Source organism: Alsobacter metallidurans, assembly GCF_014636935.1.
Lineage (GTDB): Bacteria > Pseudomonadota > Alphaproteobacteria > Rhizobiales > Beijerinckiaceae > Alsobacter > Alsobacter metallidurans.
This window is the reverse complement of sequence record NZ_BMES01000002.1, coordinates 246,050-270,168: the sequence shown is the minus strand read 5'-3', so window position 1 is coordinate 270,168 and position 24,119 is coordinate 246,050. Positions and strand designations below refer to the sequence as shown.

The following is a 24,119-nucleotide window of genomic DNA, read 5'->3' as shown; positions in this document are numbered from 1 at the left end:
TTCGCTATCGGCATCGAAACTGAACAAATTCGCCCAACCCAACGGAATGGCGCTTGTTCGGCGGCTCAGTCGCGCAAGGGCGTCCGTCCTCCAACGGCTTTCGGGCCAGGAATCCGCGCCCGCTCGCGTCAGACCGAGGCGCCTGGTTGTCAGCGGAAAGCGCCGGGGGGCATCGGCGGCGCTTCGTTGATCAGCGTGATTGTCAGGCGCTGGTTCGACGCCAGGTGGGGATTGTCCGGGAACACCGGCTCGGTGTCGGCGCGCCCCGCCACGGAGGTGAAGCGGTTGCTGGGGAAGCCCGCGTTTGACAGGATCTCGCGCACCGAGACGGCCCGCCCGGCGCTCAGGCTCCAGGAATCCGAGCCCTGCGCGCCCGGCCGCGTCGCGGCCGTATGGCCGGTGACGGAGAGGCGGTTGTTCAGCCGGCGCAGTGTGGGCGCCAGAGCCACCAGCACGAGACGGGTGCGCTCATAGGGGTTGACCGAGCCCTCGGGGAACATCGAGCGGCCGTCCTGGTCCGTGAGGGAGACGTTCACGCCTTCCTTGGTCGCCTCGACCACGATGTTGCGTGACAGCTCGGTGTATTCGGGCATTTTCTGGAGCGCTTCGCGGATGCTCGCCGCCGCGCTCTGGTTGGCCCCGCTGGCGATCGGGCGGCTGGGATCCCGGATGAGCGCGGTCGGCGGGCTGGGCTCGCGGTCGCTGACGCGGCCCGTTCCACCCACCGGCGCGTCGCGAATGTCCGACGCCTTGCTGCCCGGCTTGTCGATGGCGGAGCCCATCAGGATGCCGCCGGAACCGCTGGTGGTGGGGCTGACATTGGGCGGCGAGAAGTAGTTCGCGAGGCCGGTCTTCTGCTCCTGCGTGGTCATGCTGATCAGCCACATGAGCAAAAAGAACGCCATCATGGCGGTCACGAAATCCGCGTAGGCGATCTTCCAGGCGCCGCCATGGTGCGCGTGCGCAGACTTCTTGACCTTCTTGACGATGATCGGCCGGATGGAATTATTGGCCATCGAGTTCCTGCTGGAATTTGGATCAGGCGGCGGCGGGCAGATCGGCGGTCGCGGCTTCCACCTCGCTGTAGGTCGGGCGAACCTCGCTGAAGAGCGCCTTGCGGGCGAACTCGATCGACATCACGGGCGGCTGGCCGCCGATATGGGCGAGCAGGCCCGCCTTGAGGGAGGAGTAGTACTTGGACTCGGCCTCGAAGGTGCTCTTGAGCGAGGCCGCCATGGGGGCGAAGAAGCCGTATGCGACGAAAACCCCGAAGAAGGTGCCGACCAGCGCGCCGCCGATCAGGTGGCCCAGCACCTCCGGCGGCTCCGAGATGGCGCCCATGGTCTTGATCACGCCGAGCACGGCCGCGACGATGCCGAGCGCCGGCGTGCCGTCGGCGAGCGACTGCATGGCCGTGATGATGCGCTCCTGCTCCTGGTGGTGCGTCTCGAGCTCCTCGTCCATGAGGGCTTCGATCTCGTAGGCGTTGTCCGCGCCCATGGTCACCATGCGCATGTAATCGCAGACGAACTCCACCGCATGATGGTTGGCCGCAAAAGTCGGGAAAGCGTTGAACAGGGAGGATTCGCTCGGGTTTTCGATGTGCGGCTCGATGGCCGTCATGCCCTTCTGCTTCGCGAGCTTGTACAAGGTGAACTGCATCCCGAGCAGTTCGACGTAGCATTCCTGCTTGTACTTGGGGCCCTTGAACAGCGTGCCGAGCATGGCGGGAACGGCTTTCAGCACCGGCGCGGGGTTGCCGATGATGAACGCGCCGATCGCCGCGCCGAGGATGATCACGAACTCGAAGGGCTGCCACAGCACCTCGAGATGGCCGCCCATCATCGCGTAGCTGCCGAAGACGCAGGCGAAGACAAGAATTGTGCCGACGATCAGCCGCATGGCTTACCACCCCCGCGGATGTTCCCGCTGAACTACAACTTACAAGGGAAATGGCTGATCCAAGTTAAAAACCCGTTTCGATCCATGGAACTAAGGGTTTGCACGCGGCCTCCCGCAGCGGCCGCGCTGCGGGAGTTTGGCGGCCGCGACGCCGAAAGCCAGGGCTTTTCGGAGATTTCGCCGAGCCGCCTTCGGGCTGAGCGCCGCGCCGATCCGGCGTCAGAAGTCGACCTTGTCGCCCCCTTTGAGCGACAAGATTTCGCGCGCCTCGTCCGGCGTCGCGACTTCCAGGCCGAGGCCCTCGATGATTCGCCGCGCCGACGTCACCTGCTCGGCGTTGGACCGGGCCAGCTTGCCGGGGCCGGCCCACAGCGAGTCCTCCAGGCCGACGCGGATGTTTCCGCCCATGGCGGCCGCCATGGCGGCGATCGGCAATTGGTGGCGCCCCGCGCCCAGCACGGACCACCGGTACTTGTCGCCGAACAACCGGTCCGCCGTCCGCTTCATGTGGATGACGTCTTCCGGATGGGCTCCGGTTCCGCCCATCAGGCCGAAAACGGTCTGGACGAAGAGCGGCGTCTTCACGAGCCCGCGGTCCAGGAAATAGGCCAGGTTGTAGAGGTGAGACGTGTCGTAGCACTCGAACTCGAAGCGCGTTCCCGTCTCCGACAAGGTCGTGAGGACGTATTCGATGTCCTGGTAGGTGTTGCGGAACAGGATGTCCTTGTTGCCGAGGTATTTCGGCTCCCACTCGTGCTTGAAGGTCTTGAAGCGGTCCAGCATGCCGAACAGGCCGAAATTCATCGAGCCCATGTTCAGCGAGGCCACCTCCGGCTTGAAGGTCGCGGCGGGGCGCACCCGCTCCTGCACGGTCATGGTCGGGGCGCCGCCGGTCGTCAGATTGATGACGCAGTTGGAGCGCTGCTTGATGACCTTCAGGAAGGGCGCGAAAGCCTCGGGCGTCTGGTCGGGCTGACCGGTTTGCGGATTGCGCGCGTGAAGATGCACGATCGCCGCGCCCGCCTCCGCGGCCCCGATGGCGGCGTCCGCGATCTCCTCCGGGGTCACCGGCAGCGCCGGCGACATCGAGGGCGTGTGGATCGCGCCCGTGACGGCGCAGGTGATGATGACTTTGCGGCTCATGGCGGTTCTCGCGTTCGAGGCGGGGGTATTCAGGCGGGGTCGGGCGCGGCGCGCTTGTGGGCCGCGAGCGCGGCCAGCCGCTCGTTGCGCCACCGCGTGCGTTCGGCGACGCGCTCGGGCGTAGCGGCGTGCGGCCACGCGGCCGCGACCCGGTCGATGTTGGGGCTTTCGTAAACTTCGGGCCCGGCTGCGTCGTGCGCCAGCCCCTTGTAGAAGCCCGTGTAGCGGGCGCAGTAGTCCGGAATGCCGCCGGGCGCGTTCAGCTCGATGGTCTCGAACGGCCCCATGAAGGACCAGCGCAGGCCGAGGCCGTCCTTCACCGTGTGGTCGAGGTCTTCCGCGGACACATAGCCCTCCCCCACCAGCCGGAACGCCTCGGCCAGCAGCGCGCCCTGCAGGCGGTTGAGGATGAAGCCGTCGACCTCTTTCCGCACCGTGATCGGGACCTGCCCGATCGCGCTGAATGCCGCGCGGGCGCGCTCCACGGTCTCGGGCGCAGTCCAGGGCGCGCCGCAGAGCTCGACGATGGGCACGAGGTGGGGTGGGTTCACCGGATGCGCCACAATGCAGCGTGCGCGGCCGGGCAGCCCTTCGGTGAAGCGGGACGCCACGATGGCGGAGGTGGAGGAACACAGGATCGCGTCCGGGGGCGCCAGCCGGTCCAGCTCGGCGAAGATCGCCCGCTTCTGCTCGACGACCTCGGGCCCGTTCTCCTGCACGAACGAGACGCCCGCCAGCGCGTCCGCCAGCGAGGCCCCCACTGCGATGCGGGCCGCGGCCCCATCGGGGTCGTCCGCCAGCCCGTGGCGGGCCAGCTTGCCAAGTTCCTCGCGGATCAGCCCCGGGGCGGCCGCGAGCGTCGGAGCGTGCGGGTCCCAGAGGCGCACCTGCCATCCGGCGCGGGCGAAAATGGCCGCCCACGCCCGTCCGATGAGCCCGACGCCCACGATGGCGACGACTTCGGGGCTTGCAGCATTCGGCATCGCGAACCTCAGCTTTGTTTTAGAGCCAGAGCACCTTGCGGCGCAGGTCGAGATCGTCTCGCAGCGCCTTGGAAGGACCCGTATGGATCACCTGCCCGCGTTCCAGCGCGACGGTGGAGTCCGACAGCGCCAGCGCCAGATCCAGGTGGTGGTCGACGATGATGATCGCGACCTCGCGCCTGAGCCGGTCGAAGGCCTCGAAGAGCTGCTCCACCACGGCGGGCGCGAGACCTTCGAAGGGCTCATCCAGGAGGAGCACCCGCACGTCGCCCGAGAGCGCCCGGGCGACAGCCACCATCTGCTGCTCGCCGCCGGACAGATAATCGGCGGGGCTGTCCAGCCGCTCGCGGATGCGCGGGAAATACTCGTAGATCCGCTCCAGCTCCCAATGGACGCCGTTGCCGGTCTGGCGACGCAGGCGGCCGAGCTCGAGGTTCTGCGCCACCGTCATCCCGGCGAAGAGCCCCCTGCCCTGCGGCACGTAGCCGACGCCGAGCCGCGCCGTCTGGGCCGAGGGACGGCCGACGAGTTCCGCGCCGGAGAGCCGAATGGAGCCGGACTTCGCGGGCGCGATGCCCGTGAGGGTCTTCAGCAGCGTCGACTTGCCGGCGCCGTTGCGGCCCAGCAAGGCGACGACCTCGTGCTCATGCACGGTGAGCGAGACGTCCCGCAGGATGTGGCTCTTGCCGTAAAACGTGTCGACATTCCGCAGCGTCAGCAGCTCCGCCTTTTCGGCGGCCGTTTCGCGCGGCTTTGCAGCGACGCTGGCCGCGCCCGAGCCGATATAGACCTCCTGCACGCGCGGGCTCGTGCGGGCGTCCTCCACGGAGCCGTCCAGCAGCACGGCGCCGTCGTTCATCACCGTCACATGGTCGGCGAGCTGGAACACGCGGTCGATGTCGTGCTCCACCAGCAGCACCGGCAGGTCGGCGGAGATGCGCTTGATGATGGCCCCGATGCGCTGGCGCTCGGCCGCCGCGAGGCCGGCCAGGGGTTCGTCCAGCAGCAGGATGCGCGGCGCGGTCGCGAGCGCGAGGCCCATGTCCAGCAGACGCTGCCCGCCATAGGAGAGCGATCCGGCCTCGGCGCGCTCGATGCCGGCGACCCCCAGATAGCGCACCATCTGCTGCGTTTCAGCGCCAATCCCCGCAAGGGAGGTGGCAGGCTTCCAGAAACCGAACCGGCCGGCGTGCCGGGCCTGGACGGCGATGCGCAGGTTTTCCTCGACGGAGAGCCCCGCGAACAGGTTCGTGATCTGGAACGAGCGCCCGATGCCGGCCGCCGCGATCGCTTCGGGCGACCGGCCCACCACCGAGCGGCCGAGCAGCAGCACGTCTCCCTTGTCGGGCGCGAACATGCCCGACAGCAGGTTGAACGCCGTGGTCTTGCCAGCTCCGTTGGGGCCGATCAGGGCGTGCAGGGTGCGGTCGTGGATCGCAATCGTGACATCCCGCACGGCGTTGATGCCGCCGAAGCGCTTGGAGATGCCGGTCGCCTCAAGGACCACGCCGTCAACGTGCTCCTTCGGGCGCAACGAGTCCGGAAGCGGCATCTCTTCGGTGCGCCGGGCCGACATGGCGGCGTCTTCGACCACGGTCTTGCGGAACGGCGCGAGCAGGCGCTCCGCGACGCCCACGAGCCCGGACGGCGAGAACACGATGAAGCTGACGAAGACCAGTCCGAACCAGAACAGCCAGTTCTCGGTGTAAATCGAGAGGAATTCGCGGAAGAGTATGTAGAAGAGCGCACCGATCGCGGGCCCCAGGAAGCTCCTCATGCCGCCGATGACCACCATGGCGAGAAGCTCGCCCGAGAACGTCACCGAGATCGGCTCGGCCGACGTCATGCGATTTTTGTAGAGCAGCAGCACGCCCGCCAGACCGGTGAGCACGGCCGAGAGCACGAAGGCGGCAAGCTTGTAGCGATTGGTCGGGTAGCCCAGGAAGCGAGCGCGCTGCTCGTTCTCGCGGATCGCGACCAGCACCGTGCCGACGGGTGAGTGGTGAAAGCGCCAGAGGCCGACCAGAACCGCGAAGGCGAGCGCCGCCACGAACCAGTAATACGGTGCGGAGGCTTCAAGATCGACGCCCGCGAAGTTCGGCCGGGTAATTCCCGCCAACCCGTTCTCGCCGCCCGTCACCTCGGTCCAGCGAAAGGCGACGACATACATCATGGCCGACAGGGCGAGCGTCAGCAGCGAGAAGTAGACGCCGCGCCTGCGCAGGATCAGCGAGCCGAAGGCGGCGGACAGCAGGCCGACCAGCGCCAGCGCCAGCAGCGTCGGGCCGAAGAACGCGCCCGGCATCCAGTGGCGCTGGATGAGGCCGGCCGCGTAAGCGCCGAGGCCGAACCAGGCGCCGTGGCCGAAGGAGACGAGCCCTGTGTGGCCGACCAGGACGTTCAGCGCCATGCACGCCATGGCGTAGACGACCACCTCGGTGGCCGACGTCATGGTGAGCCCGAGCGCCATCAGGGCGGCCGGCAGCAGCACCAGCGCGACGGCGGCAGCGACGAGCGGCAGCGGAACGCGCGCCAGGGTGGAGGATGAGGAACTCGTCATGGCGCGCCTCACTCGAACCGGGTGATGCGCTCGCCGAGCAGGCCGCGCGGCCTGAACAGCAGAACCAGGAGCATGAGCAGATAGATCGCGGCCGTGGACCCGGCGGAGTAGCCGACCGCCGCCATCATGCCCTTGACCAACCCCACCAGCAGCGCCGCCAGCACGACGCCCCAGAAGGACCCGAGGCCGCCGATGACCACGACCACGAAGGCCGGCGTAATGATCTCGGCGCCCATGGCGGGGTGCACGGCGTAGATCGGGGCCAACAGCACGCCCGCGAGCCCCGCAAGGCCGATGCCGAGCGCCGCGACGGCGGCCATGTAGGGCTCCAGCGAAATGCCGAGGGCGCCCACCATGTCGGGATTCTGGACGCCGGCGCGCACCACCCGGCCGAAGGCGGTTCGGTGCAGCAGGACCCAGAGGGCGGCGACGCAGCCGATCGCGATCAGGAGAAGCACCGTCCGGTAGTAGGAATAAACGAAGTCGCCAAGAAAGATCTGGCCGCGCAGGGCCTGCGGGATCGAGTAGCTGAGCGGCGGGGCGCCGAAGATCATGCGCAGCGCCTGCTCGGCCACCATCGCGAGCCCGAAGGTGAGCAGCAGCGACAGGATGGGGTCGGACCGGTAGAACCGCCGGAACAGCAGCCGCTCGATGACGACACCGAGCAACGCCACGGCGACCGGCGACAGGATCAGGGATCCGCCGAAGCCCACATAGGGCGACATCACCAGCGTGAGGTAGGCCCCGATGGCGTAGAACGCGCCATGCGCAAGGTTCACGATCCCGCCCAGCGAGAAGATGAGCGACAGCCCCAGCGCGATCAGCAGGTAGTAGACGCCGTCGAGAAGGCCGTTCAGCACCTGCTGGAGAAAGAGCACGAGCGTCAATGGCGTGTTCCCTGTGGTGCTCGCATGGCGGGCGGGCCGGCGGCGGGCGCATCCGCCGACCGCCGTCCCGCGGACGCGCGTTTACGCGAAGGTGCAGGCCGCCTCGTCCTTGGTGGAGGCGATCACCTCGAGATCCTCGTTCGGTCCGGGCACGGGGCCCGTGGAGGTGAAGATGTCCCACTGGTTCTTCACCTGGTCCGCCGGCAGCGCCGTGACGGCGTACATCTCGTGCATGAGCTGGTGATCCGAGGCGCGGAAATACCCCGGGCGTGTCTTCAGGAGGTCGAACTTCGCGCCCTTCTCCCAATGCTCGATGAGCTTGACGCTGTCGGGCGTCTTCAACTCGTTCATGCTCTGGGCGACGATCTTCATCGCGATGTAGTCGCCCCAGGCCTGGTTCTCGGGCGGCTTGCCGTATTTCTTGGTGAAAGCGCCCACGAAGCTCTTGGTGCCGGGCGTGTCGAGCAGGTGATGCCAGACCACCGGCCACGTGCCGACGAAGTTGCCCTTACCGGCCGCCCAGGCGAGCGCTGTGTCAAAGCCGAAACCGCCAACCGGGAAAGTGAGGCCGAACTCGGCATATTGCTTCAGGAAGTTGGTGATCTGGTTGCCGGCGAGGTTCAACACCACCAGGTCCGGCTTGGCGCTGCGGATCTTCAGCAGGTAGGCCGAGAAGTCGGTCGCGTCCGTCGGCACGAGTTCGTCGCCCGAGAACTTGCCGCCATTGCCCTCCATGAAGCGCTTGGCGACCTTCAGCAGGTCATGCCCGAAGGCGTAGTCCGCCGTCAGCGAGTACCAGGACTTGCCCTTCACGAGCCCGGCCGAGAGAAAGGACCGGCCGACCGACTTCACATACATCGAGTTCTGCGACTCGACATGGAACATGAACTTCTTGCAGTCGGCGCCGCGCAGCGCGTCCGAGTTGCCGCCGGTGTTGACGTAGAGCGTCTTGTTGCGCTGGGCGACCTGCGCGATCGTCAGGCAGGAGGCGGACGAGATCTCGCCGATGATGCACGCGACCTTGTCGCGCTCGATCATTCTTTCGGCCTTGGTGGAGGCCGTCTGCGGGTTCACCGAATCTTCCTTCAGAAGCTCGATCTTGCGGCCGTTGATGCCGCCGGCCGCGTTCAGCTCCTCGACGGCGAGGTCGATGGCCATGACGCCATACTCGCCCAACGGGCCCAGAAATCCCGTGCGGGGCGTGAGATGGCCGATCCGGATCGCTTCGCTCTGGGCGCGCACGATGGCGGGAGCGCCGATCCCGGCGAGGACGGCGACGCCACCGGCGGACTTGAGCAGGCCTCGGCGTGACAGCGGAACACGGGTGTCCATGGTGAAGATCCTCCTGCGACAATTTCGTCGACGCGTTTCCTCGACCAGCCGATCCGGGGCGGGCTCTCTGCGGAGCCCTCGCGCCTTGCCGTGATCTGTGATCACAGTTAGGTTGCCGGTGATGACGACGCTTGTCCAGCCTTGTTTGGGGCTGGCGCCAAAGCCAGGGATGCGTTTGGACAATCGGGATACTCTCGAGCGGATCGAACCGCTGGACCGGCAGACGTTGGGCGAGCGGGCCTACGCTCGGCTCAGCGAACTTCTGGTGTCGGGCCGGATGGCGCCGGGCGAGAAAGTGTCGCTGCGCGGCGCCGCCGGGGCCCTCGGCGTGTCGATGATGCCGGTTCGCGAGGCGGTCAGCCGGCTGGTCGCCGATCGGGCGCTGGAGGTCACGCCCAACCGGGCCATCCGCGTGCCGATGATGAGCGCAGCGCAGTTCCGCGAACTGGCCGATGTCCGGATCTCCATCGAGGGACATGCGGCGGCCCAGGCCGCCTCGCGGCGCACCGAAGACGATCTGGCGCAGATCGCAGCCGCGGAAGCGGCCTTTCGGCGCCAGAGCGCCCTCCCCGATCCGGATTCGGGGCTCACGGTCGGGCTCAACAAAGATTTTCATTTCGCCGTCTATGCGGCCGCGGGTTCGCCGTTGCTGGTGGAGATCATTCGGGGCCTGTGGCTGAAGGCCGGGCCCGTGATCAACCTCGACCTGCGGGCCAGTCCCGATCGCCTCCGCGAGGGCGGCGCCCTGCGGTTTCATGCCGACGCGCTGGCGGCCATCAGGGCTCGCGACGGCGCGGCGGCCCGGGCGGCGATCGCGGCCGACATCACCGGCGCGGCAGACTTCATCATCAGCCGGGGCGCGCTCGCGCCCTGAACCCCGAAACGCGAAGCGGAGGGACCACCATGGATCTAGGGATCAGCGGCTTGCGCGTGCTGGTGACGGCGGGCGCCAGCGGCATCGGGCTCGAGATCGCGCGCGCCTTCGTGCGCGAGGGCGCCCGCGTGCATGTCTGCGACGTCGACGAGGCGGCCCTCGGCATGCTGAGGACCACCGACCCGGTCCTTACCTGGTCGGTGTGCGACGTGGCCGACCGCGCCTCGGTGGCGCGTCTGTTCGACGAAGCGCTCGCAGCGCTCGGCGGCCTCGACACGCTGGTGAACAACGCCGGGATCGCCGGGCCGACCGGCAAGGTCGACGAGATCCATCCCGAAGATTGGGACCGCTGCATCGCTGTATGCCTCACGGGCCAGTTCAACTGCGCCCGCCTGGCGGCCCCGTATCTGCGGCGCAGCCAGAACGGCTCGATCGTGAACCTGTCCTCCCTGGCCGGGCGGCTCGGCTTTTCAATGCGCTCACCCTATGCGGCCGCGAAGTGGGGGGTGATCGGCTTCACCAAGTCGCTCGCGATCGAGCTCGGCGGCGACGGCGTCAGGGTCAACGCCATTCTGCCGGGCCTCGTGGCGGGCGACCGCCAGCGCCGGGTGCTGGAGGCCAAGGCGCAGCAGCGCGGCATAGGATGCGCGGAAATGGAGGCGATCGCGTTCTCGTACACGTCCATCAAGGAATACGTGACGCCGCAGCAACTTGCCGACCAGATCGTGTTCCTGTCCAGCCCACGCGGCCGCACCATCTCGGGCCAGGCGATCTCGATCTGCGGCGACACGCAGATGCTCGCCTGACGAGGCATCACGCGGCCGTGGGGTCCCCCTGCGCACGCACCCGGGGCTGCGGCTCGCGATCGAGCCGGGCCCAGGCCGGGCGGGCGAACAGAAAGCCGAAGCGCGTGCCGCGGGTGAGCAGATCCAGCGCCACCGGCGCGGCCACCGCAAAAGCCGATACGCCCAGCGCCAGCCAGCCCGCGTCCCCCTCCGGGAACAGGCGGACCGCGACGGCGCGGCCGACCGCCATCGGCAGGAAAAACGCGAGGTAGATCACGATCGATCGCTCGCCCAGAGTCCGCAGCCACCGCCATTGTCCGGAGTTGGCGAGCAGGGCCGAAACCGTCACCACCGCGCCCGCGCCGACGAGCCCGAGCGCCAGCCGCAGGCCGGGCGCCTTGGCGAGCGAGGCTTCGCCGATGGCCGGCGCCGGCGTAAACACGGCCGAGGCGTTGAGCGACGCCCAGGCGGCCAACGCGGCGAGCGCAACCAGCCGATGCGCGACGACGGCCCGCGCCAGCGCGAACACGGCCGGAGCAGCCGCCGCGCCGGTGACGAAGTATACCCACCGGCCCGCGAACTCGTCGATCACGGTCCAGCCCGTATGGACGCCGGCTGTTTCGAGCAGCGCCGCCGCGAGCCAGACCACGAGCGGATGAACGCCGCGCAACGCCTTGCCGAGCACGAAGAAAACAGGCAGCAGGTAGATGAACCAGAGCGTGCCGAATGGCTCGACGGGCGCCAGCATGAATTCGCGCAGCGTTGCGGCGTCACCGGTCGAGAGCGCCGCCGGCGCCTTGAAGGCGAACTGGATCAGCACCCAGAGCGCATAGAAATAAGCGAAATGAAGCGCCTTGGAGTCGAGATAGGCGCGCCAGGGCCGGTCGACCGCGCGCGACAGAAACAGGCCCGAGATCAGAAAGAAGTCCGGCATGCGAAACGGCCGGGCGAACGCCACGGCCGTATGCATGAAGCCCTCGCGGCCGAGTGCTTCGCCCAGTCCCAGGGTCGTGTGCATCATGACGACCATCACGATGCACAGGCCCTTGGCGTAGTCGACGAAGTCGATACGGGCCGGGAGGGATGGGTCAGCGTGAGCGGTGCGCGATGCCGGCTGCATGGAGCCAGCATCGCATCGGCGAGTTAAGACCGGCTTTCGGCGTCGCCGAGAGATCGGTCAGGTTGTCGCGTCAGGCCAGCGGCGTCGTGTTGCGGCGGCCGGTGACCATGCCCCAGATCACGAGCACGATGATCGCGCCCACAACCGCGCCGACGAGGCCTGCGCCTTCGCCTGCCCGGTACCAGCCTAGCGCCTGGCCGAGGAACGTCGCCACAAACGCGCCGATGATGCCCAGGATGGCCGTCATGATGAAGCCGGCCGGTTCGTTGGAGCCCGGATGGATAAATTTCGCGATCACGCCCGCAACGAAGCCGATCAGGATGGTCCAAAGAATGCTCATGGTGTCGCCTTTCGTGGTGGTCTCGAAGCGCGGTGGTCAAACCCAGCGGCTATTGACGTCTTCCTGCGTGGGAATGCGGCCGTCGGGCGTGAACTGGTCCACCGCCGCCGGTAGCTGTTCGGACAATTCGCGCAGGACGTCGTCGTTGCTCATGCCCGACTTCTGGGCAAGTTCGTCGACGGTGTCTGGGCCAAGCGCCTGGCGGAGCTGGTCGGGATGAATCGGCTGGTTCTGGCCTGTTCCGACCCATGAGTTGGCGACGTCGCCGTGGCCGCTGTTGCGCAACTGATCGAGGATCGAGTTCAGCCCGCCGCCGCTGACGAGTCCGCCGAGCAGGCCGCCAAGGCCACCGCCTGCAAGACCGCCGAGAAGGCCGCCGCCTGCGCCGCCGCGCAGCATGTCCCCAAGACCGCCGGACGGAGCCGCGTTGGGGGCCATGCCGCCGGAAGCAGGATCAAAGCCGCCGCCAATCTGGCCGCCGCCCGTTTGACCGCCGAGACCGGGCTGCGACGGGCGTGACGTGTAATGCTGGTAGGCCTTCGCGGCCAGGAGCATGAGCAAGGCCTTGGTCAGCGGCGAGCTGGACGAGCCCGGAAAGGAGGACTGCCCCTGCCCGCCGCCGGTCAATCCACCCAGGATGTTGTCGAGCAAGCCCATGACGCGTTCTCCTCTGCAGAGCCAACAACACACGCTGGGGCTTAAGCGTTCCAAGAAGCAGGCTCGCCCATCATGCGCGGCGTGGCGCGGGGCGCGCTCGCAAGGCCCCGACGTTGAAGAGCGGCTCCCAACGCCCTAGGACCGGTGGCATGGGTAACGCTTGGCGGGGTGTTCTGCGGAGTTGGGCGATCACGACCGTGGCCGCGGCGTCAGGCGCGGCGCTGCTGATCCTGTGCGTCGACCCATATGACACCGGGCGGGTCCCGGGCGTCGGCCTCGGCTTCACGCGCGAGCAGGCGCCGCGCGCCGCGCATGCGAGCCGGGCGCGCGATCCCGCTTTCGACGCAGCCATCATCGGGAACTCGCACGCTCAGTTGTTCAGCCCCGCGCGCCTGGATGCGGCGACCGGCGCGAAGTTCATGTCGCTGGCGATCCCAGGGTCAGGCCTGCCGGAGCAGAAGGCCGTCCTCGCGTATTTTCTGCGGCACAGGCGCGAGCCGGCCAAGGCGATCGTGATCGGGCTCGACGAATATGCCTGCCGGAGCGGGCCCAACGCCCGCAACCGTCTGCAGGGCGGCCCCTTCCCATTCTGGCTCTATGCGGCCGACTTCTGGACCTATGCCCGCGGCGCCTTCCGGGCCGACGTGCTGGAGGACGCTGTGGCGGCCCTGCTTGGGACAGAGCACCCCGCCGTGCTGGCCGGCCGCGACGGTTACTGGAACTACGAGATCGGCCGGCGCTGGCGCGGCCCGGACCTGGAAGGCGCTGGACCTTTGCCGCTGGCCGAGCAGCCGGGCCCTTTCCCGGGCCTGGCGGTGCTGCGCGACATGCTGGACGCGATTCCGCCCACGACGTCCGTCGCGCTGGTGGTGACGCCGGTCTACGCCAAGTTCCGGCCCCGGCCGGGACGGCCCGCCGCTCGCGCCGAAACGGCCTGCAAGGACGCCATCGCGGCGGCGGCGTCTCGCTCCAACGTTACCCTGCTCGATTTCCGGCGCGATACGCGGCTGACGCGCGATCCGCGCTCGTTCTGGGACGGCTCCCATCTCACCCAGGCGGCCGCCGAACTGATCGAGGCCGCCATCGCGCAAGCGCTCAAACGCCCGGCGAGCTAGCGCCCGGGGAGTTCCCAACGCAAAACGGGCGGCCCTGAGGACCGCCCGTTCGCATTCGAAAGCCTCTACGATCAGGGCTTGGGAGCCGCCGGGGCCGGAGCGGGCGCTGCGCCGGGGGCCGGAGCCGCGCCGGGCTGCTCGAGCTTCTTGCGCATCTCGTCGGCCTGCTTCTGCATCTGCTCCTGCAGCTGCTTCTGCTGCTGCTCGAGCACCGCCGGGTCGATCGGAGCGCCGTCGTAGGCCTTGCCGAAGCCCGCCATCGGCACCTGGAACGTCACCTCGCGGGTAAACTGGTTCTGGACGCTGATGTTCAGGTTGGTGGCCTTCTTGATGCCGTTGATCACGTCCTCCTTGACGGGACCTTCGGCGAAGCAGCCGTTCGGGAAGCAGATCGCGTATTTGCCGGCCTGCGGCGCGCCGGAGTCGGCGGCGTAGCGGATGCCGGGCTGCAGCAGCAGGCCGAGCGGCATCAGGAAGCGGACGATCTTGTTCGGGTCGCCCTTCACGTCATAGACCGCGACGGCGAGCACCGGCTGGCCCTGGTCGGACACGAAGTCGCGCGTCGTATAGCAGATCTCCTTGCCGGCCTGCGGGTCCTTGCCGCAAACCTTCACCCAGTCGGCCTGGGACGGCTCGGGCTTCACCTGCACGACGGTCGGGCCGGTCTGCGCGGCCTGGCCCTGCGGGGCGGCCGGCTGGGCCGGGGCGGGAGCTGCGGGCTTGGGAGCAGCCGGACGCGGCTGCGTCTGCGCGAAGGCCGGAGCGGAAAGGGAGAGCGAGGCGGCGGCGAGGAGCGCCATCCGGCTCGGGCGCAGAGCGGACCACCGGTCGAAAGACATCAGGATAAATCCTTCTCGATTGGCTGGGACGACGGCAGGCGCCGACGGAAGACCGAAAGAGCGCGCCCAGCCGTCCCGACAAGGACGTCCAGCCCGCAAAGGGCCAGGCACACCAGGAAGGCCCCTGCCCTCCCACGGATCTCGCCCGCTGCATCGGCGCGGAATGAGGCGTGAGAATGACGAGGCCGCTTGCCTCATATCGCTTTACCCCGCGGCTTTCCAGCCGAAATCGCCGATCTGGGTAGGCATCATGCCCTAACGGACATGGTATCTTCGACGAGTGAGATCGCTTCGAATCATTGCCCGCCACGCCGCAACGGCGGCGGTTTGCGCCCTGGCTCTCGTCGCCTCGTCGGTCGCAAGCGCAAACGCGCAGCCTCGCCACGGCATCGCGATGCATGGCGAGCCAGCCCTGCCGCCCGACTTCGCCGCCCTGCCCTATGTGCGCGCCGATGCGCCCAAGGGCGGGCGAATCGTGTTCGGCGTCCAGGGCTCGTTCGACACGCTGAACCCCTATGTGGTGCGCGGCATCGCTGCCCAGGGCATCGCGCCGCCGACCGGGCTCGTGTTCCAGGCCCTGATGGCGCGGTCCTTCGACGAGCCCTTCACGCTCTACGGCCTGGTGGCCGAGAGCATCGAGACGCCGGACGATCGCAGCTGGGTGATCTTTCGCCTCAACCCGAAGGCGCGCTTCTCGGACGGAGCGCCGGTGACGGCCGAGGACGTGCTGTTCACCTGGGACCTTCTGAGAACCAAGGGCAAGCCCAACCTGCGAAGCTGGTACGGCAAGGTCTCACGCGCCACGGCCGTGGACGGGCGCACGATCCGGTTCGACCTCGACGCCGGCGGGGACCGCGAACTGCCGCTGATCCTCGCCCTGATGCCGGTGCTGCCGAAGCACGCGACCGATCCGGCGACCTTCGAGCAGACCACGCTGGCGCCGCCGGTGGGCACGGGCCCCTATGTGGTCGCGCAGGCCAAGCCCGGCGAGAGCATCACGTACCGCCGCAATCCCGACTACTGGGCCAAGGATCTGCCGATCTCGCGCGGGCTCTACAATCCGGACGAGATCCGCTTCGACTACTACCGCGACGCCAACGCGCTGTTCGAGGCGTTCAAGGGCGGGCTCTACGACGTGCGGTCGGAGGACAGCCCCACCCGCTGGACGACCGGCTACGACTTTCCCGCCGTGCGCGACGGGCGCGTGGTGAAGGATCCTGTCCCGGTGCGCACGCCCAAGGGCATGAACGCTTTCGTGTTCAACACGCGCCGGCCATTCTTCGCCGACCCGCGCGTCCGCGAGGCGCTGGGGCTGCTGTTCGACTTCGACTGGGTGAACCGCAACCTCTTCGCCGGGGTGTACCGGCGCACCACGAGCTATTTCGAGGGCTCGGACCTCGCCTCGACGGGCCGCGATGCGTCCGCCGGAGAGCGGGCGATCCTCGCGCCCTTCCCGGGCGCGGTGCGGCCGGACATCCTCGACGGCGGATGGCGACCGGCCGGCGCCGACGGTTCGGGCCGTGACCGGGACAATGCCCGCAAGGCGCTCGCGCTGCTGGCCTCGGCCGGCTACGTTTTGCGGGACGGCGCGTTGCGCCAGACCGCCACGGGAGAGCCGCTGGCGTTCGAATTCTTGGCCTCCACGCGGGTGCAGGAGCGCCTCGCGCTCAACTTCGCGAGCGCGTTGCAGCGGATCGGCGTCACAATGGCGGTGCGTCTGGTCGACGACGTGCAGTACTGGCGACGGCTCTCGGATTTCGACTATGACATGATCCAGTACAGCTGGGGCGCGTCGCCCTCGCCGGGCAACGAGCAGTATGGCCGCTGGGGGTCGCAGTCGGCCGCCCGGCCGGGGTCGCTCAATTATGCGGGCGCACGCTCGCCCGCCATCGACGCCGCCATCGAGGCGATGCTGGCCGCCCGGGAGCGCGACACCTTCGTGGACGCCGTCCGGGCGCTCGACCGGGTGCTTTTGTCCGGCTTCTACGTCATTCCGCTGTTCAATCAGCCGGACCAATGGGTGGCGCGCTCGGCGGCGGTGAAACGGCCGGAGCCGGCGCCTTTGTTCGGCTTTTTACCGGATACGCTCTGGCGGGAATCGCCTTGATTGTTGCACACTCCTGAGTTGAGGAGCCGAGCCGGGGGACGGGGTGAGCCACGCCGAAGAGATCGAGAGCGCCGCGCCCGCGCCGTGGTCGGGCGTGACGTTGGTCGACCTCTTCGTTTCGACCGCGAACCTCAACGGCCAGGCCCTCGCCTTCGCGGGCTTCGACTGCGGCGGACGCGTCATGCGCCGCACCTACGCGGAGGCCGCGCAGGCCGTCGACAACATCGTGCACCGCATCGACGAGATCGGCCTGGAGCCCGGCAGTCGGGTCGCGGTCGCGATGGGGGCTTCCGTGGAAGCTCCGCTCGCCATTCTGGCGGTTCTGAAGGCCGGAATGACGCCGTGCCTCACGCCCACCTGGCTGCCGCGCGAGGCCCTGTCCGCGGCTCTTCAGCTGCTCGGCGCCCGCGCCATTGTGTCGGTGGGCGCGGTCGGGGACGTGCGGCCGGCCGAGGCGTTGCGGGCCGCCGCCGCGATGCTCCCCGATGGGCCGCGCTTTCTGCTCGCCTTCGGCGACCGGCTGCCCGCCGGAGTGACGCCGCTTTCAGACGCGCTGATCCATAGCCGCGACACTGGTTTCGTGAACGCCTTCGAGAACGCCCGCCCGGGACCCAGGCCGGTGCTGACCCTCGACCTCACTCCCACCGGTCCGGTCTGGAGGTCGCACGCGCAGGAGATGCTGATCGCCAGCGCGCTGGGCGTCGTCACGCGCGGCGACCTCGGCGCCGCCGATCCGATTCTCACCACGCTCGCGCCCCTGACGCTTGCGGGCCTGGCCACCGGCCTGATTCCGGCGCTGCTCACCGGCGCTACGCTTCACCTGCATGGCCCGTTCGACGCCGGCGGATTGCTGCAGCAGCTCTCCATGATGGTGCGTCCTCATCTGGTCGCGCCGGCGGCGTTGGAGCGAGGGCTGCATCAGGCCGAGCTGCTGGGCGGCGCGGCGCTCAGCTCCGCCGTGCTCGTCCATCGGGCGCCGGCGCGCCTGCAGCAACGAGAGCGGCCCCGCGCAAAGGCGTCGCCCATCATCGACGTGCTGGCCCTGCGCGAAACTGCGCTGCTGCTGGGCCCCCGGCGCGAGGACGGCGCCGCCGACGTGTCGCTCGCATCGCTGCGCGTGCCCGACGCCACCGACGGGGCGCTCGTCACCGAGGCGCGCGTGGAGCGCGGCCGCCTGCAGGTGCGCGGCGAAGGGGTCAGCGGCGGCTCGCCGGAGACCGGCTGGGCGGACCCCGGCCTCGTCGCCAAGCTCGACGGCGACCGCATCGTGAGCCTCGACCCGGCCTGAGAGGGTCGCCATTTCGCCCGATTGCGCTAATTTGCGGCGATCAACCCTTTTCAACCTTTCGCATTCCGGAGATCCGCCATGACGGACGCCGCCGCATCCGCGCCTCAGGAGCCCGCTCCGCTCACCATCGACGTCATCTCGGATGTCGTCTGCCCGTGGTGCTATGTCGGCAAGCGCCGCCTTGCCGAGGCGCTGGAGCTGCGCCCCGAGCAGCCGGTTGTGGTGCGCTGGCGCCCGTTCCAGCTCGATCCCACGATCCCGGCCGGCGGGCATGATCGCAAGGCCTACATGGCCCGCAAGTTCGGCGACCGGGTCGCGGACGTGCACCAGCGGCTGGTCGAGGTCGGCAAGGAGGTGGACATCCCGTTCGCGTTCGACGCCATTCAGCGCTCGCCCAACACCCTGGACGCGCACCGGCTGATCCGCTGGTCGTGGACATGGGGCGTGCAGGACGCGCTCGTTGAATCGCTGTTCAGCGCTTTCTTCACCGAGGGGCTCGACATCGGAGACGTCGAGGTGCTGGCCGACCGCGCCGCGCTGGTCGGCATGGACCGCGAGGAAGCCGCCAGCTTCCTGCGTTCGGACGAGTCCGCCCCGGAGGTGCACCGTGAGATCCGGCAGGCGCAGGACGTCGGCGTGGAGGGCGTGCCCTTCTTCATCTTCGCCGGTCGCGTCGCGGCGTCGGGCGCGCAACCGGCCGAGGTGCTGGCCGGCGCGATCGACCAGGCGCTCGCCGCCGAGGCGGCCGCCAGGCCGGCGGCCCCGGTCGACGACGACGGGGACGAGGACGACGACAACGACGAGGACGACGTCAAGCTCGACTGAGCCGCCCGCCTCTCCGCGCCGCGCGGGCCGCGATCACTCGGCCGGCATAGGGCGCTCGCCCCCTTGCGGCGCGCGCACGTCCTCGGGACGCTCCTTCCGGGAACGAGGCTTGCGGAACCAGCCTACCGCCGCCGTCAGCGCGTTGGAGAGCCGGTCCATGTAGAGGTAGAGCACCGGCGTGATGAACAGCGTCAGCGCCTGCGACACCACGAGGCCGCCCACCACCGCGACGCCGAGCGGCTGGCGCAGCTCCGCGCCCGCCCCTGCTCCGACGGCGATCGGCAGCGTGCCCATGATGGCCGCGAAGGTGGTCATCATGATGGGCCTGAAGCGCATCAAGCAGGCCTCGTAGATCGCGTCGCGTGGCGACTTGCCATCGCGCTGCATGACGAGCGCCACGTCGATCATCATGATGGCGTTCTTTTTCACGATGCCGATCAGCATCAGGAGGCCGATCATCGCGATCACGCTGAGGTCCATGCCGAAGAGCTTCAGCGTCAGCAAGGCGCCCAGCGCCGCCGAGGGCAGGCCCGTCAGGATGGTGAGCGGGTGGACGAAGCTCTCGTACAGGATGCCCAGCACGATGTAGATTGTCACGATCGCGGCCGTGAGCAGGATTCCCTGGTTGGCGAGCGACTGCTGGAAGGTCTTGGCGGTGCCGGCGAAGCTGGTCGCGATGGTGGCCGGCATGTTCAGCTCGCCCTTGATCTGGTCGATCCGGGTCAGCGCGTCGCCCAGCGACACGCCGTTCGGCAGGTTGAACGACAGCGTCACGGCGGTGAGCTGGCCAAGCTGGTTCACGGTGAGCGGACCGGCCGTCCGCTCGACCCGGGCGATGGCGCTCAGCGGCACCAGCGTGCCGTTTGAGGCGCGGATGCGGATCACGTCCAGCCGGTCGGAGGTCCACGCGACGGTGGGATCGAACTCGATCAGCACGCTGTAGCTGTCGCCCGCCGTGTAGATCGTGGAGACCTGCCGGGCGCCGAAGCCCGAATACAGCGTCGATCGCAGCTGGTCGGACGACACGCCGAGCGCATTGGCCTTGTCGCGGTCCACCTTCAGGGTCGCCTGCAGGGCGTTGTTCTGCAGGTCGGTGGAGACGTCCGCGAAGGACCTGTCCTTCTGCATGGCGTCCGACATCTTCTGCGACCAGCTGTAGAGCTCGTTCTGGTCCAGTCCCTGCATCACGAACTGGTACTGGCTCTTGGAGGCCCGGCCGCCGATATTCAGGTTCTGCACCGGCGTCATGTAGGTGGTGATGCCGGGCACCTGCGCGAGCTGGCGGCGCAGCTCCGGGATGATCACCGAGAGCGGCGGGCGCTCCTCCTGGCTCTTCAGCTCCACGAAGAGCCGGCCGGAATTCATGCCGCTGTTCGCGCCGCCCCCCGTTGTGGCGACGCCGGCCGTGGAGGCCACGTGCGCCACGTAGGGCGACTTCTGGAACACAGCCATCACGTCCTTCTGCAGCAGCACCATGGCGTCGAACGAGATGTCCTGCCGCGCCTCCGTGGTGACGCTGAGCTGGCCGATGTCCTCCTGCGGAAAAAAGCCCTTCGGGATGGCGGTGAACAGCCACACGGTGCCGCCCAGCGTGGCGAAGAACACCAGCAGCATCACGGGCTGGTGGCGCAGGCTGAGGCGAAGCCCCCAGTCGTAGCCCGCCAGGAACTTGTCGAAGCCGCGCTCCAGCCAGCCGCCGAGACCCTTGCGCGAGTCGTGGCCGGGCTCCGGCCGGCTCAGCATGATGGAGCACAGCATCGGCGTGAGCGTCAGCGACACGAAGGCCGAGGCCGCGATGGAGGCCGTCACCACCACGGCGAACTCGTTGAAGATGCGCCCGATCACGCCGCCCATCAGCAGAACGGGCAGAAACACGGCGACGAGCGACAAGGTGATGGAGATGATGGTGAGACCGATCTCGCGGCTGCCGTCGAGCGCGGCCTCCAGCGGGCCCTTCCCCTCCTCCTCCATGTGCCGGACGATGTTCTCCAGCATCACGATCGCGTCGTCGACCACGAGGCCCACCGACAGCGTCAGCGCGAGCAGCGAGATGTTATCGATCGAAAAATTGAACAGGTACATCGCGCCGAGCGTCGCCACGATGGAGATCGGCACCGCCAGGCTCGGGATGAGGGTGGCCGAGATCCGGCGTAGGAATATGAAGATCACCATGATGACGAGCACGATGGTGAGCCCCAGCGTGAACTTCACGTCCTCAACGGCGTGGCGGATCGACAGCGAGCGGTCGTTCAGCGTGTGCAGCGTCGTGTTGGCGGGGAGCTGGCTCTCGAAGGTCGGCAGCAGCGCCTTGACCCTATCCACCACCTCCACGGTGTTGGCGTCGGGCTGGCGCTGCACGGCCAGCACGATGGAGCGCGTGCCGTCATACCAGCTCGCCTGCTGGAAGTTCTCGACTGAGTCGATCACCTTGGCGACGTCGCCCAGGCGCACCGGGCGGCCGTTGCGCACCGAGATGATGATGTTGCCGAACTGCGCCGCATTGGCGAGCTGCGTCTCGGCCTGGATGGTGAGGCGCTGGTCCGGGTTCTGCAGCGAGCCCACGGGCGTGTTGGCGTTGGCCGCCGTGATCGCGGCCTGCACTTCGTTGACGCCGATGCCGCGCGACGCGAGCGCGTTGGGGTCGAGCTGCACGCGCACGGCGTATTTCTGCGAGCCGTAGATCTGAACCTGCGCGACGCCCTCGATGGTCGAGAGCGCGGGCGAGATGACCTGCTGGGCGAAGGCGTCGAGCTTGGAGAGTGGAGTCGTGTCGCTCTTGATCGACATCAGCAGGATGGGCGCGTCGGCCGGGTTCACCTTGCGGTAGCTCGGCGGCTCGGTCATCTCGGCCGGCAGCTGGCGCTGGGTGCGCGCGATGGCGGCCTGTACGTCGGCGGCTGCGGCGTCGATGCTCCGGTCCAGGTTGAACTGGATCGCGATGGAGGTAGACCCCTGCGCGCTCGACGACGTGATGGTGTCGATGCCCGCAATGGTGGTGAACTGCTTGATCAGCGGCGTCGCGACCGAGGTCGCCATGGTGTCGGGAGAAGCGCCCGGCAGCGAGGCCGAGACGTTGACCACCGGGAACTCGGTGCGCGGCAGCGCCGCCACCGGCAGAAAGCCGTAGGCGAACAGGCCGCCGGCCACCATCGCGATCGACATCAGCGTCGTGGCGACCGGGTGCTTGATGCAGAATTCCGAGATGTTCACGTCGTGTGTCCCTCGATGGGGGTTTCGGGGGCTGTTTCAGCGAGGGCCGGTCAGGAACGGGACGCGCCGGCTTGCGCCTGGGGGGCCGCTTCGGCGGCCGGAGCCGCCGGCGACGGGGCGCCGGCCTTGTCGTTGCGGGCCTGGGCTGCCGTGGTGTCACGCACCCGGGCGCCGTTCGCGAGCCGCAGTTGCCCGTCGATCACGACCCGCTCGCCGGCCTTCACGCCCTCCGACAAGGCAGTGCGGTCGCCGTCCGAAGCCGCCACCTTCACGGGCCGGAGCTCCACGGTGCTGTCGGGCTTCACCACGAACACGTAGGGGCTGTCCTGACCCGGCTGCAGCGCAACGGTCGGCAGCACCACGGTGTCGGGCCGCTTGCCGAGCTCGATCTCGACGTCGACATACTGGCCCGGCCACAGCGCCAGGTCCTCGTTGGCGAAGGTCGCCTTGGAGGTGAAGGTGCCGGAGGCCACGTCGACGCCGCTGTCCACGAAGGTGAGCGGGCCGCTCGCCAGCGGCGTCTTGCCGCCGCTCGGGAACACCCGCACGTTCGGCGGCGTGGCGGACGCCATGGCCTGGCGCACGGCCGTGAGCTCGCGCTCGGGCATCGAGAACGTCACCCGGACGGGCTTCACCTGCGTGATGGTGACGAGGCCCGCATTGCTGGACGAGCTGTTGTCGGAAGCCCGCACGAGATTGCCGGGCGTCACCTGGATGGCGCCGAGCCGGCCGTCGATGGGCGCGGTGATCTGCGTGTAGGAAAGCCGCAGCTTGTCGGTGTCGAGCGTCGCCTGGTCGGCGGCGAGTTGCGCCTCAGCCGCCTTGGCGTCCGCCACGGCCTGGTCAACCTGCTGCTGCGCGCCCGACTTGGCGGCGAGCAGCTCGCGCTTGCGGGCGAGATCGGTCTGGGCGCGCGTCAGGTTGGCCTGGTCGCGGGCGAGGTTGGCCTCGTCCTTGGCGATGGTGGCGCGCAGCTCCTTGTCGTCGAGCGTGAACAGCTTGTCGCCCGCCTTCACGAACTGGCCGTCCTTGACGTGCTGCTGCAGGAGCTGGCTGTCGACGCGAGACTTCACCACCACGGTGGCGTTGGGCTCGATGTTGCCGATGGAACGGCGGCGAATGGGAAATTCCATCTGCTCGGCCGCGGCCGTGACGACAGCGGCGCCGCCTCCCCCACCCTGCCGCGCGGCCGCGGGTTGCGGGCGCGCTTTCGCCTCCTGCGTCTGCTTCAGGCCTTCGCCGCGCGCCAGCGCCATGAGATCCGGCTGCCCGTAGTAGCGCCAGGCGCCGTAGCCGGCGGCCACGACGGCGACGGTGGTGATCAGGAGGCTGGTTCGGCTCATCGTGTTTCCACCGTCATGTCCATCAGGTCGTCGGAGCGGTCCGCCGCTTCTGCGTCTTGCGACGGCTCGCCTGAGACGAGTCCGTTTTCGATCAGGTCGGCCAACAAGCGGGCCGCGCCCGCCTGCTGCCGCGCCGTGGTGTGGGCCGCCGTCATCCGCATGGCGCCCAGAAGCGCCAAAGCGACGAGGTCGGGATCGAGGTCGCGAAACTCTCCGCTCGCGACGCCGCGCGCGATCAGGGTCGAGAGCGTGGTCCGGATCTGCTTCACGCGCCGTCGGATGACCGCGCGGCCGCGTTCGCCCAGCCGTGTGTCCGCGCCGTCAAACGCGCGAATGGCGGCTGTGCAGCGGCCCAGCGACGCGATGACGCAACGGATGACGAGGGTGAGGCCCTCCTTGGCCGTGCCGGCCCTCGCCGCCGCCTGCTCGGCTTCGGTCTCGAGGTCGCCGAGCGCCTTCTCGAGACCTTCCAGGAACAGGTCTTCCTTGGTGTGGAAGTAGCGATAGAGGGTCGGCTTGGCGACGCCGGCCGCGCGCGCCACGTCGTCCATCTGAACGGCGTCATAGGCGCTTTCGGAAAACAGCTTGAGCGCCGCATCCACGATGTGGGCGCGTCTGAGGGCTGTCGCTGAAAGTGAACCGGCGAGTTTCATGGCCGAGGGGATATGAACTCCCGAGTATCGTTTTCCAAGTTAAATTCCAGTAAGTCTCGGCTGTGTGATGACGCTTGATGAAGAGCAAGGGCATCGCGGGCCGCCGCAGCACAGCCTTGCGGCGCCCTGCATGGCTCGAAGGCGCGTTTGCCTGTA

Annotated in this window: 20 protein-coding genes; 6 read left to right on the top strand and 14 right to left on the bottom strand. The window is 68.5% G+C overall.

Annotated features, from left to right (window positions below):
* Positions 1-149: 149 nt before the first annotated feature.
* The 7 genes from IEV99_RS11625 to IEV99_RS11595 all read right to left on the bottom strand — a co-directional run bounded on the left by IEV99_RS11625 (position 150) and on the right by IEV99_RS11595 (position 8,807).
* On the bottom strand, positions 150-1,016 hold the full coding sequence (locus IEV99_RS11625; RefSeq protein WP_244643825.1) for a flagellar motor protein MotB: 867 nt from the start codon (positions 1,014-1,016) through the stop codon (positions 150-152).
* Between the two features lie 22 nt (positions 1,017-1,038).
* On the bottom strand, positions 1,039-1,902 hold the full coding sequence (motA, locus tag IEV99_RS11620) for a flagellar motor stator protein MotA (protein ID WP_188517958.1): 864 nt from the start codon (positions 1,900-1,902) through the stop codon (positions 1,039-1,041).
* A 219-nt stretch (positions 1,903-2,121) separates the two neighbouring features.
* Complete coding sequence (kce, locus tag IEV99_RS11615; protein WP_188517957.1) at positions 2,122-3,045, bottom strand: 3,5-dioxohexanoate:acetyl-CoA acetone transferase; 924 nt, start codon at positions 3,043-3,045, stop codon at positions 2,122-2,124.
* A gap of 29 nt (positions 3,046-3,074) precedes the next feature.
* On the bottom strand, positions 3,075-4,028 hold the full coding sequence (locus IEV99_RS11610) for a 3-hydroxyacyl-CoA dehydrogenase (protein ID WP_188517956.1): 954 nt from the start codon (positions 4,026-4,028) through the stop codon (positions 3,075-3,077).
* 19 nt (positions 4,029-4,047) lie between these two features.
* Entirely contained in the window at positions 4,048-6,588 is a 2,541-nt protein-coding gene (locus IEV99_RS11605) for a branched-chain amino acid ABC transporter ATP-binding protein/permease (RefSeq protein WP_188517955.1), read from the bottom strand.
* Between the two features lie 8 nt (positions 6,589-6,596).
* Positions 6,597-7,475 (bottom strand): branched-chain amino acid ABC transporter permease, encoded by an 879-nt coding sequence (locus tag IEV99_RS11600; RefSeq protein WP_188517954.1) that lies wholly within the window; start codon positions 7,473-7,475, stop codon positions 6,597-6,599.
* A gap of 81 nt (positions 7,476-7,556) precedes the next feature.
* On the bottom strand, positions 7,557-8,807 hold the full coding sequence (locus IEV99_RS11595) for an ABC transporter substrate-binding protein (protein WP_188517953.1): 1,251 nt from the start codon (positions 8,805-8,807) through the stop codon (positions 7,557-7,559).
* 121 nt (positions 8,808-8,928) lie between these two features.
* Between IEV99_RS11595 and IEV99_RS11590 the strand changes: the two genes are divergently transcribed.
* Both IEV99_RS11590 and IEV99_RS11585 read left to right on the top strand, forming a co-directional pair.
* On the top strand, positions 8,929-9,681 hold the full coding sequence (locus IEV99_RS11590; protein ID WP_371875807.1) for a GntR family transcriptional regulator: 753 nt from the start codon (positions 8,929-8,931) through the stop codon (positions 9,679-9,681).
* 29 nt (positions 9,682-9,710) lie between these two features.
* The gene (locus IEV99_RS11585; protein WP_188517951.1) at positions 9,711-10,487 is read left to right on the top strand and encodes an SDR family oxidoreductase; all 777 of its coding nucleotides are present in this window, start codon (positions 9,711-9,713) and stop codon (positions 10,485-10,487) included.
* 7 nt (positions 10,488-10,494) lie between these two features.
* Here the strand turns inward: IEV99_RS11585 and IEV99_RS11580 are convergent, their stop codons facing one another.
* The 3 genes from IEV99_RS11580 to IEV99_RS11570 all read right to left on the bottom strand — a co-directional run bounded on the left by IEV99_RS11580 (position 10,495) and on the right by IEV99_RS11570 (position 12,577).
* Positions 10,495-11,586, bottom strand: coding sequence for an acyltransferase family protein (locus IEV99_RS11580; RefSeq protein WP_188517950.1), 1,092 nt, complete (start codon positions 11,584-11,586; stop codon positions 10,495-10,497).
* A 70-nt stretch (positions 11,587-11,656) separates the two neighbouring features.
* Entirely contained in the window at positions 11,657-11,926 is a 270-nt protein-coding gene (locus IEV99_RS11575) for a GlsB/YeaQ/YmgE family stress response membrane protein (protein ID WP_188517949.1), read from the bottom strand.
* A 36-nt stretch (positions 11,927-11,962) separates the two neighbouring features.
* A complete protein-coding gene (locus IEV99_RS11570; RefSeq protein ID WP_443092860.1) occupies positions 11,963-12,577 on the bottom strand; it encodes a YidB family protein in 615 nt (204 codons plus the stop codon).
* A 155-nt stretch (positions 12,578-12,732) separates the two neighbouring features.
* On the opposite strand from IEV99_RS11570, the gene IEV99_RS11565 reads away from it, so the two are divergent.
* Positions 12,733-13,698: a hypothetical protein gene (locus IEV99_RS11565; protein WP_188517947.1), complete on the top strand. Its 966-nt coding sequence runs from the start codon at positions 12,733-12,735 to the stop codon at positions 13,696-13,698.
* Between the two features lie 71 nt (positions 13,699-13,769).
* Here the strand turns inward: IEV99_RS11565 and IEV99_RS11560 are convergent, their stop codons facing one another.
* On the bottom strand, positions 13,770-14,537 hold the full coding sequence (locus tag IEV99_RS11560) for an invasion associated locus B family protein (protein ID WP_188517946.1): 768 nt from the start codon (positions 14,535-14,537) through the stop codon (positions 13,770-13,772).
* Between the two features lie 280 nt (positions 14,538-14,817).
* Between IEV99_RS11560 and IEV99_RS11555 the strand changes: the two genes are divergently transcribed.
* The 3 genes from IEV99_RS11555 to IEV99_RS11545 all read left to right on the top strand — a co-directional run bounded on the left by IEV99_RS11555 (position 14,818) and on the right by IEV99_RS11545 (position 18,757).
* A complete protein-coding gene (locus tag IEV99_RS11555) occupies positions 14,818-16,644 on the top strand; it encodes an extracellular solute-binding protein (RefSeq protein ID WP_244643824.1) in 1,827 nt (608 codons plus the stop codon).
* A gap of 43 nt (positions 16,645-16,687) precedes the next feature.
* Positions 16,688-17,932, top strand: a complete 1,245-nt coding sequence (locus tag IEV99_RS11550) for an AMP-binding protein (RefSeq protein WP_188517945.1) — start codon at positions 16,688-16,690, stop codon at positions 17,930-17,932.
* A gap of 78 nt (positions 17,933-18,010) precedes the next feature.
* Positions 18,011-18,757, top strand: coding sequence for a DsbA family oxidoreductase (locus tag IEV99_RS11545; protein WP_188517944.1), 747 nt, complete (start codon positions 18,011-18,013; stop codon positions 18,755-18,757).
* A 33-nt stretch (positions 18,758-18,790) separates the two neighbouring features.
* Here the strand turns inward: IEV99_RS11545 and IEV99_RS11540 are convergent, their stop codons facing one another.
* From IEV99_RS11540 to IEV99_RS11530, 3 genes are read right to left on the bottom strand one after another with little or no spacing between them, the layout of a single operon-like run.
* Positions 18,791-21,967, bottom strand: a complete 3,177-nt coding sequence (locus IEV99_RS11540) for an efflux RND transporter permease subunit (protein WP_188517943.1) — start codon at positions 21,965-21,967, stop codon at positions 18,791-18,793.
* 50 nt (positions 21,968-22,017) lie between these two features.
* Positions 22,018-23,310 carry an efflux RND transporter periplasmic adaptor subunit gene (locus tag IEV99_RS11535; RefSeq protein WP_188517942.1) on the bottom strand — a complete coding sequence of 431 codons (1,293 nt, stop codon included), beginning with the start codon at positions 23,308-23,310 and terminating at the stop codon, positions 22,018-22,020.
* Positions 23,307-23,912, bottom strand: coding sequence for a TetR/AcrR family transcriptional regulator (locus IEV99_RS11530; RefSeq protein ID WP_188517941.1), 606 nt, complete (start codon positions 23,910-23,912; stop codon positions 23,307-23,309). Before IEV99_RS11530 ends, IEV99_RS11535 begins: the two co-directional genes overlap by 4 nt.
* Positions 23,913-24,119 lie beyond the last annotated feature (207 nt).

Excerpts from the sequence above, each read along its gene's own strand:
- IEV99_RS11625 (WP_244643825.1), bottom strand. The coding sequence starts at position 1,016 with ATGGCCAATAATTCCATCCGGCCGATCATCGTCAAGAAGGTCAAGAAG.
- motA (WP_188517958.1), bottom strand. The coding sequence starts at position 1,902 with ATGCGGCTGATCGTCGGCACAATTCTTGTCTTCGCCTGCGTCTTCGGC.
- kce (WP_188517957.1), bottom strand. The coding sequence starts at position 3,045 with ATGAGCCGCAAAGTCATCATCACCTGCGCCGTCACGGGCGCGATCCAC.
- IEV99_RS11610 (WP_188517956.1), bottom strand. The coding sequence starts at position 4,028 with ATGCCGAATGCTGCAAGCCCCGAAGTCGTCGCCATCGTGGGCGTCGGG.
- IEV99_RS11605 (WP_188517955.1), bottom strand. The coding sequence starts at position 6,588 with ATGACGAGTTCCTCATCCTCCACCCTGGCGCGCGTTCCGCTGCCGCTC.
- IEV99_RS11595 (WP_188517953.1), bottom strand. The coding sequence starts at position 8,807 with ATGGACACCCGTGTTCCGCTGTCACGCCGAGGCCTGCTCAAGTCCGCC.
- IEV99_RS11590 (WP_371875807.1), top strand. The coding sequence starts at position 8,929 with ATGACGACGCTTGTCCAGCCTTGTTTGGGGCTGGCGCCAAAGCCAGGG.
- IEV99_RS11585 (WP_188517951.1), top strand. The coding sequence starts at position 9,711 with ATGGATCTAGGGATCAGCGGCTTGCGCGTGCTGGTGACGGCGGGCGCC.
- IEV99_RS11580 (WP_188517950.1), bottom strand. The coding sequence starts at position 11,586 with ATGCAGCCGGCATCGCGCACCGCTCACGCTGACCCATCCCTCCCGGCC.
- IEV99_RS11575 (WP_188517949.1), bottom strand. The coding sequence starts at position 11,926 with ATGAGCATTCTTTGGACCATCCTGATCGGCTTCGTTGCGGGCGTGATC.
- IEV99_RS11565 (WP_188517947.1), top strand. The coding sequence starts at position 12,733 with ATGGGTAACGCTTGGCGGGGTGTTCTGCGGAGTTGGGCGATCACGACC.
- IEV99_RS11560 (WP_188517946.1), bottom strand. The coding sequence starts at position 14,537 with ATGTCTTTCGACCGGTGGTCCGCTCTGCGCCCGAGCCGGATGGCGCTC.
- IEV99_RS11545 (WP_188517944.1), top strand. The coding sequence starts at position 18,011 with ATGACGGACGCCGCCGCATCCGCGCCTCAGGAGCCCGCTCCGCTCACC.
- IEV99_RS11535 (WP_188517942.1), bottom strand. The coding sequence starts at position 23,310 with ATGAGCCGAACCAGCCTCCTGATCACCACCGTCGCCGTCGTGGCCGCC.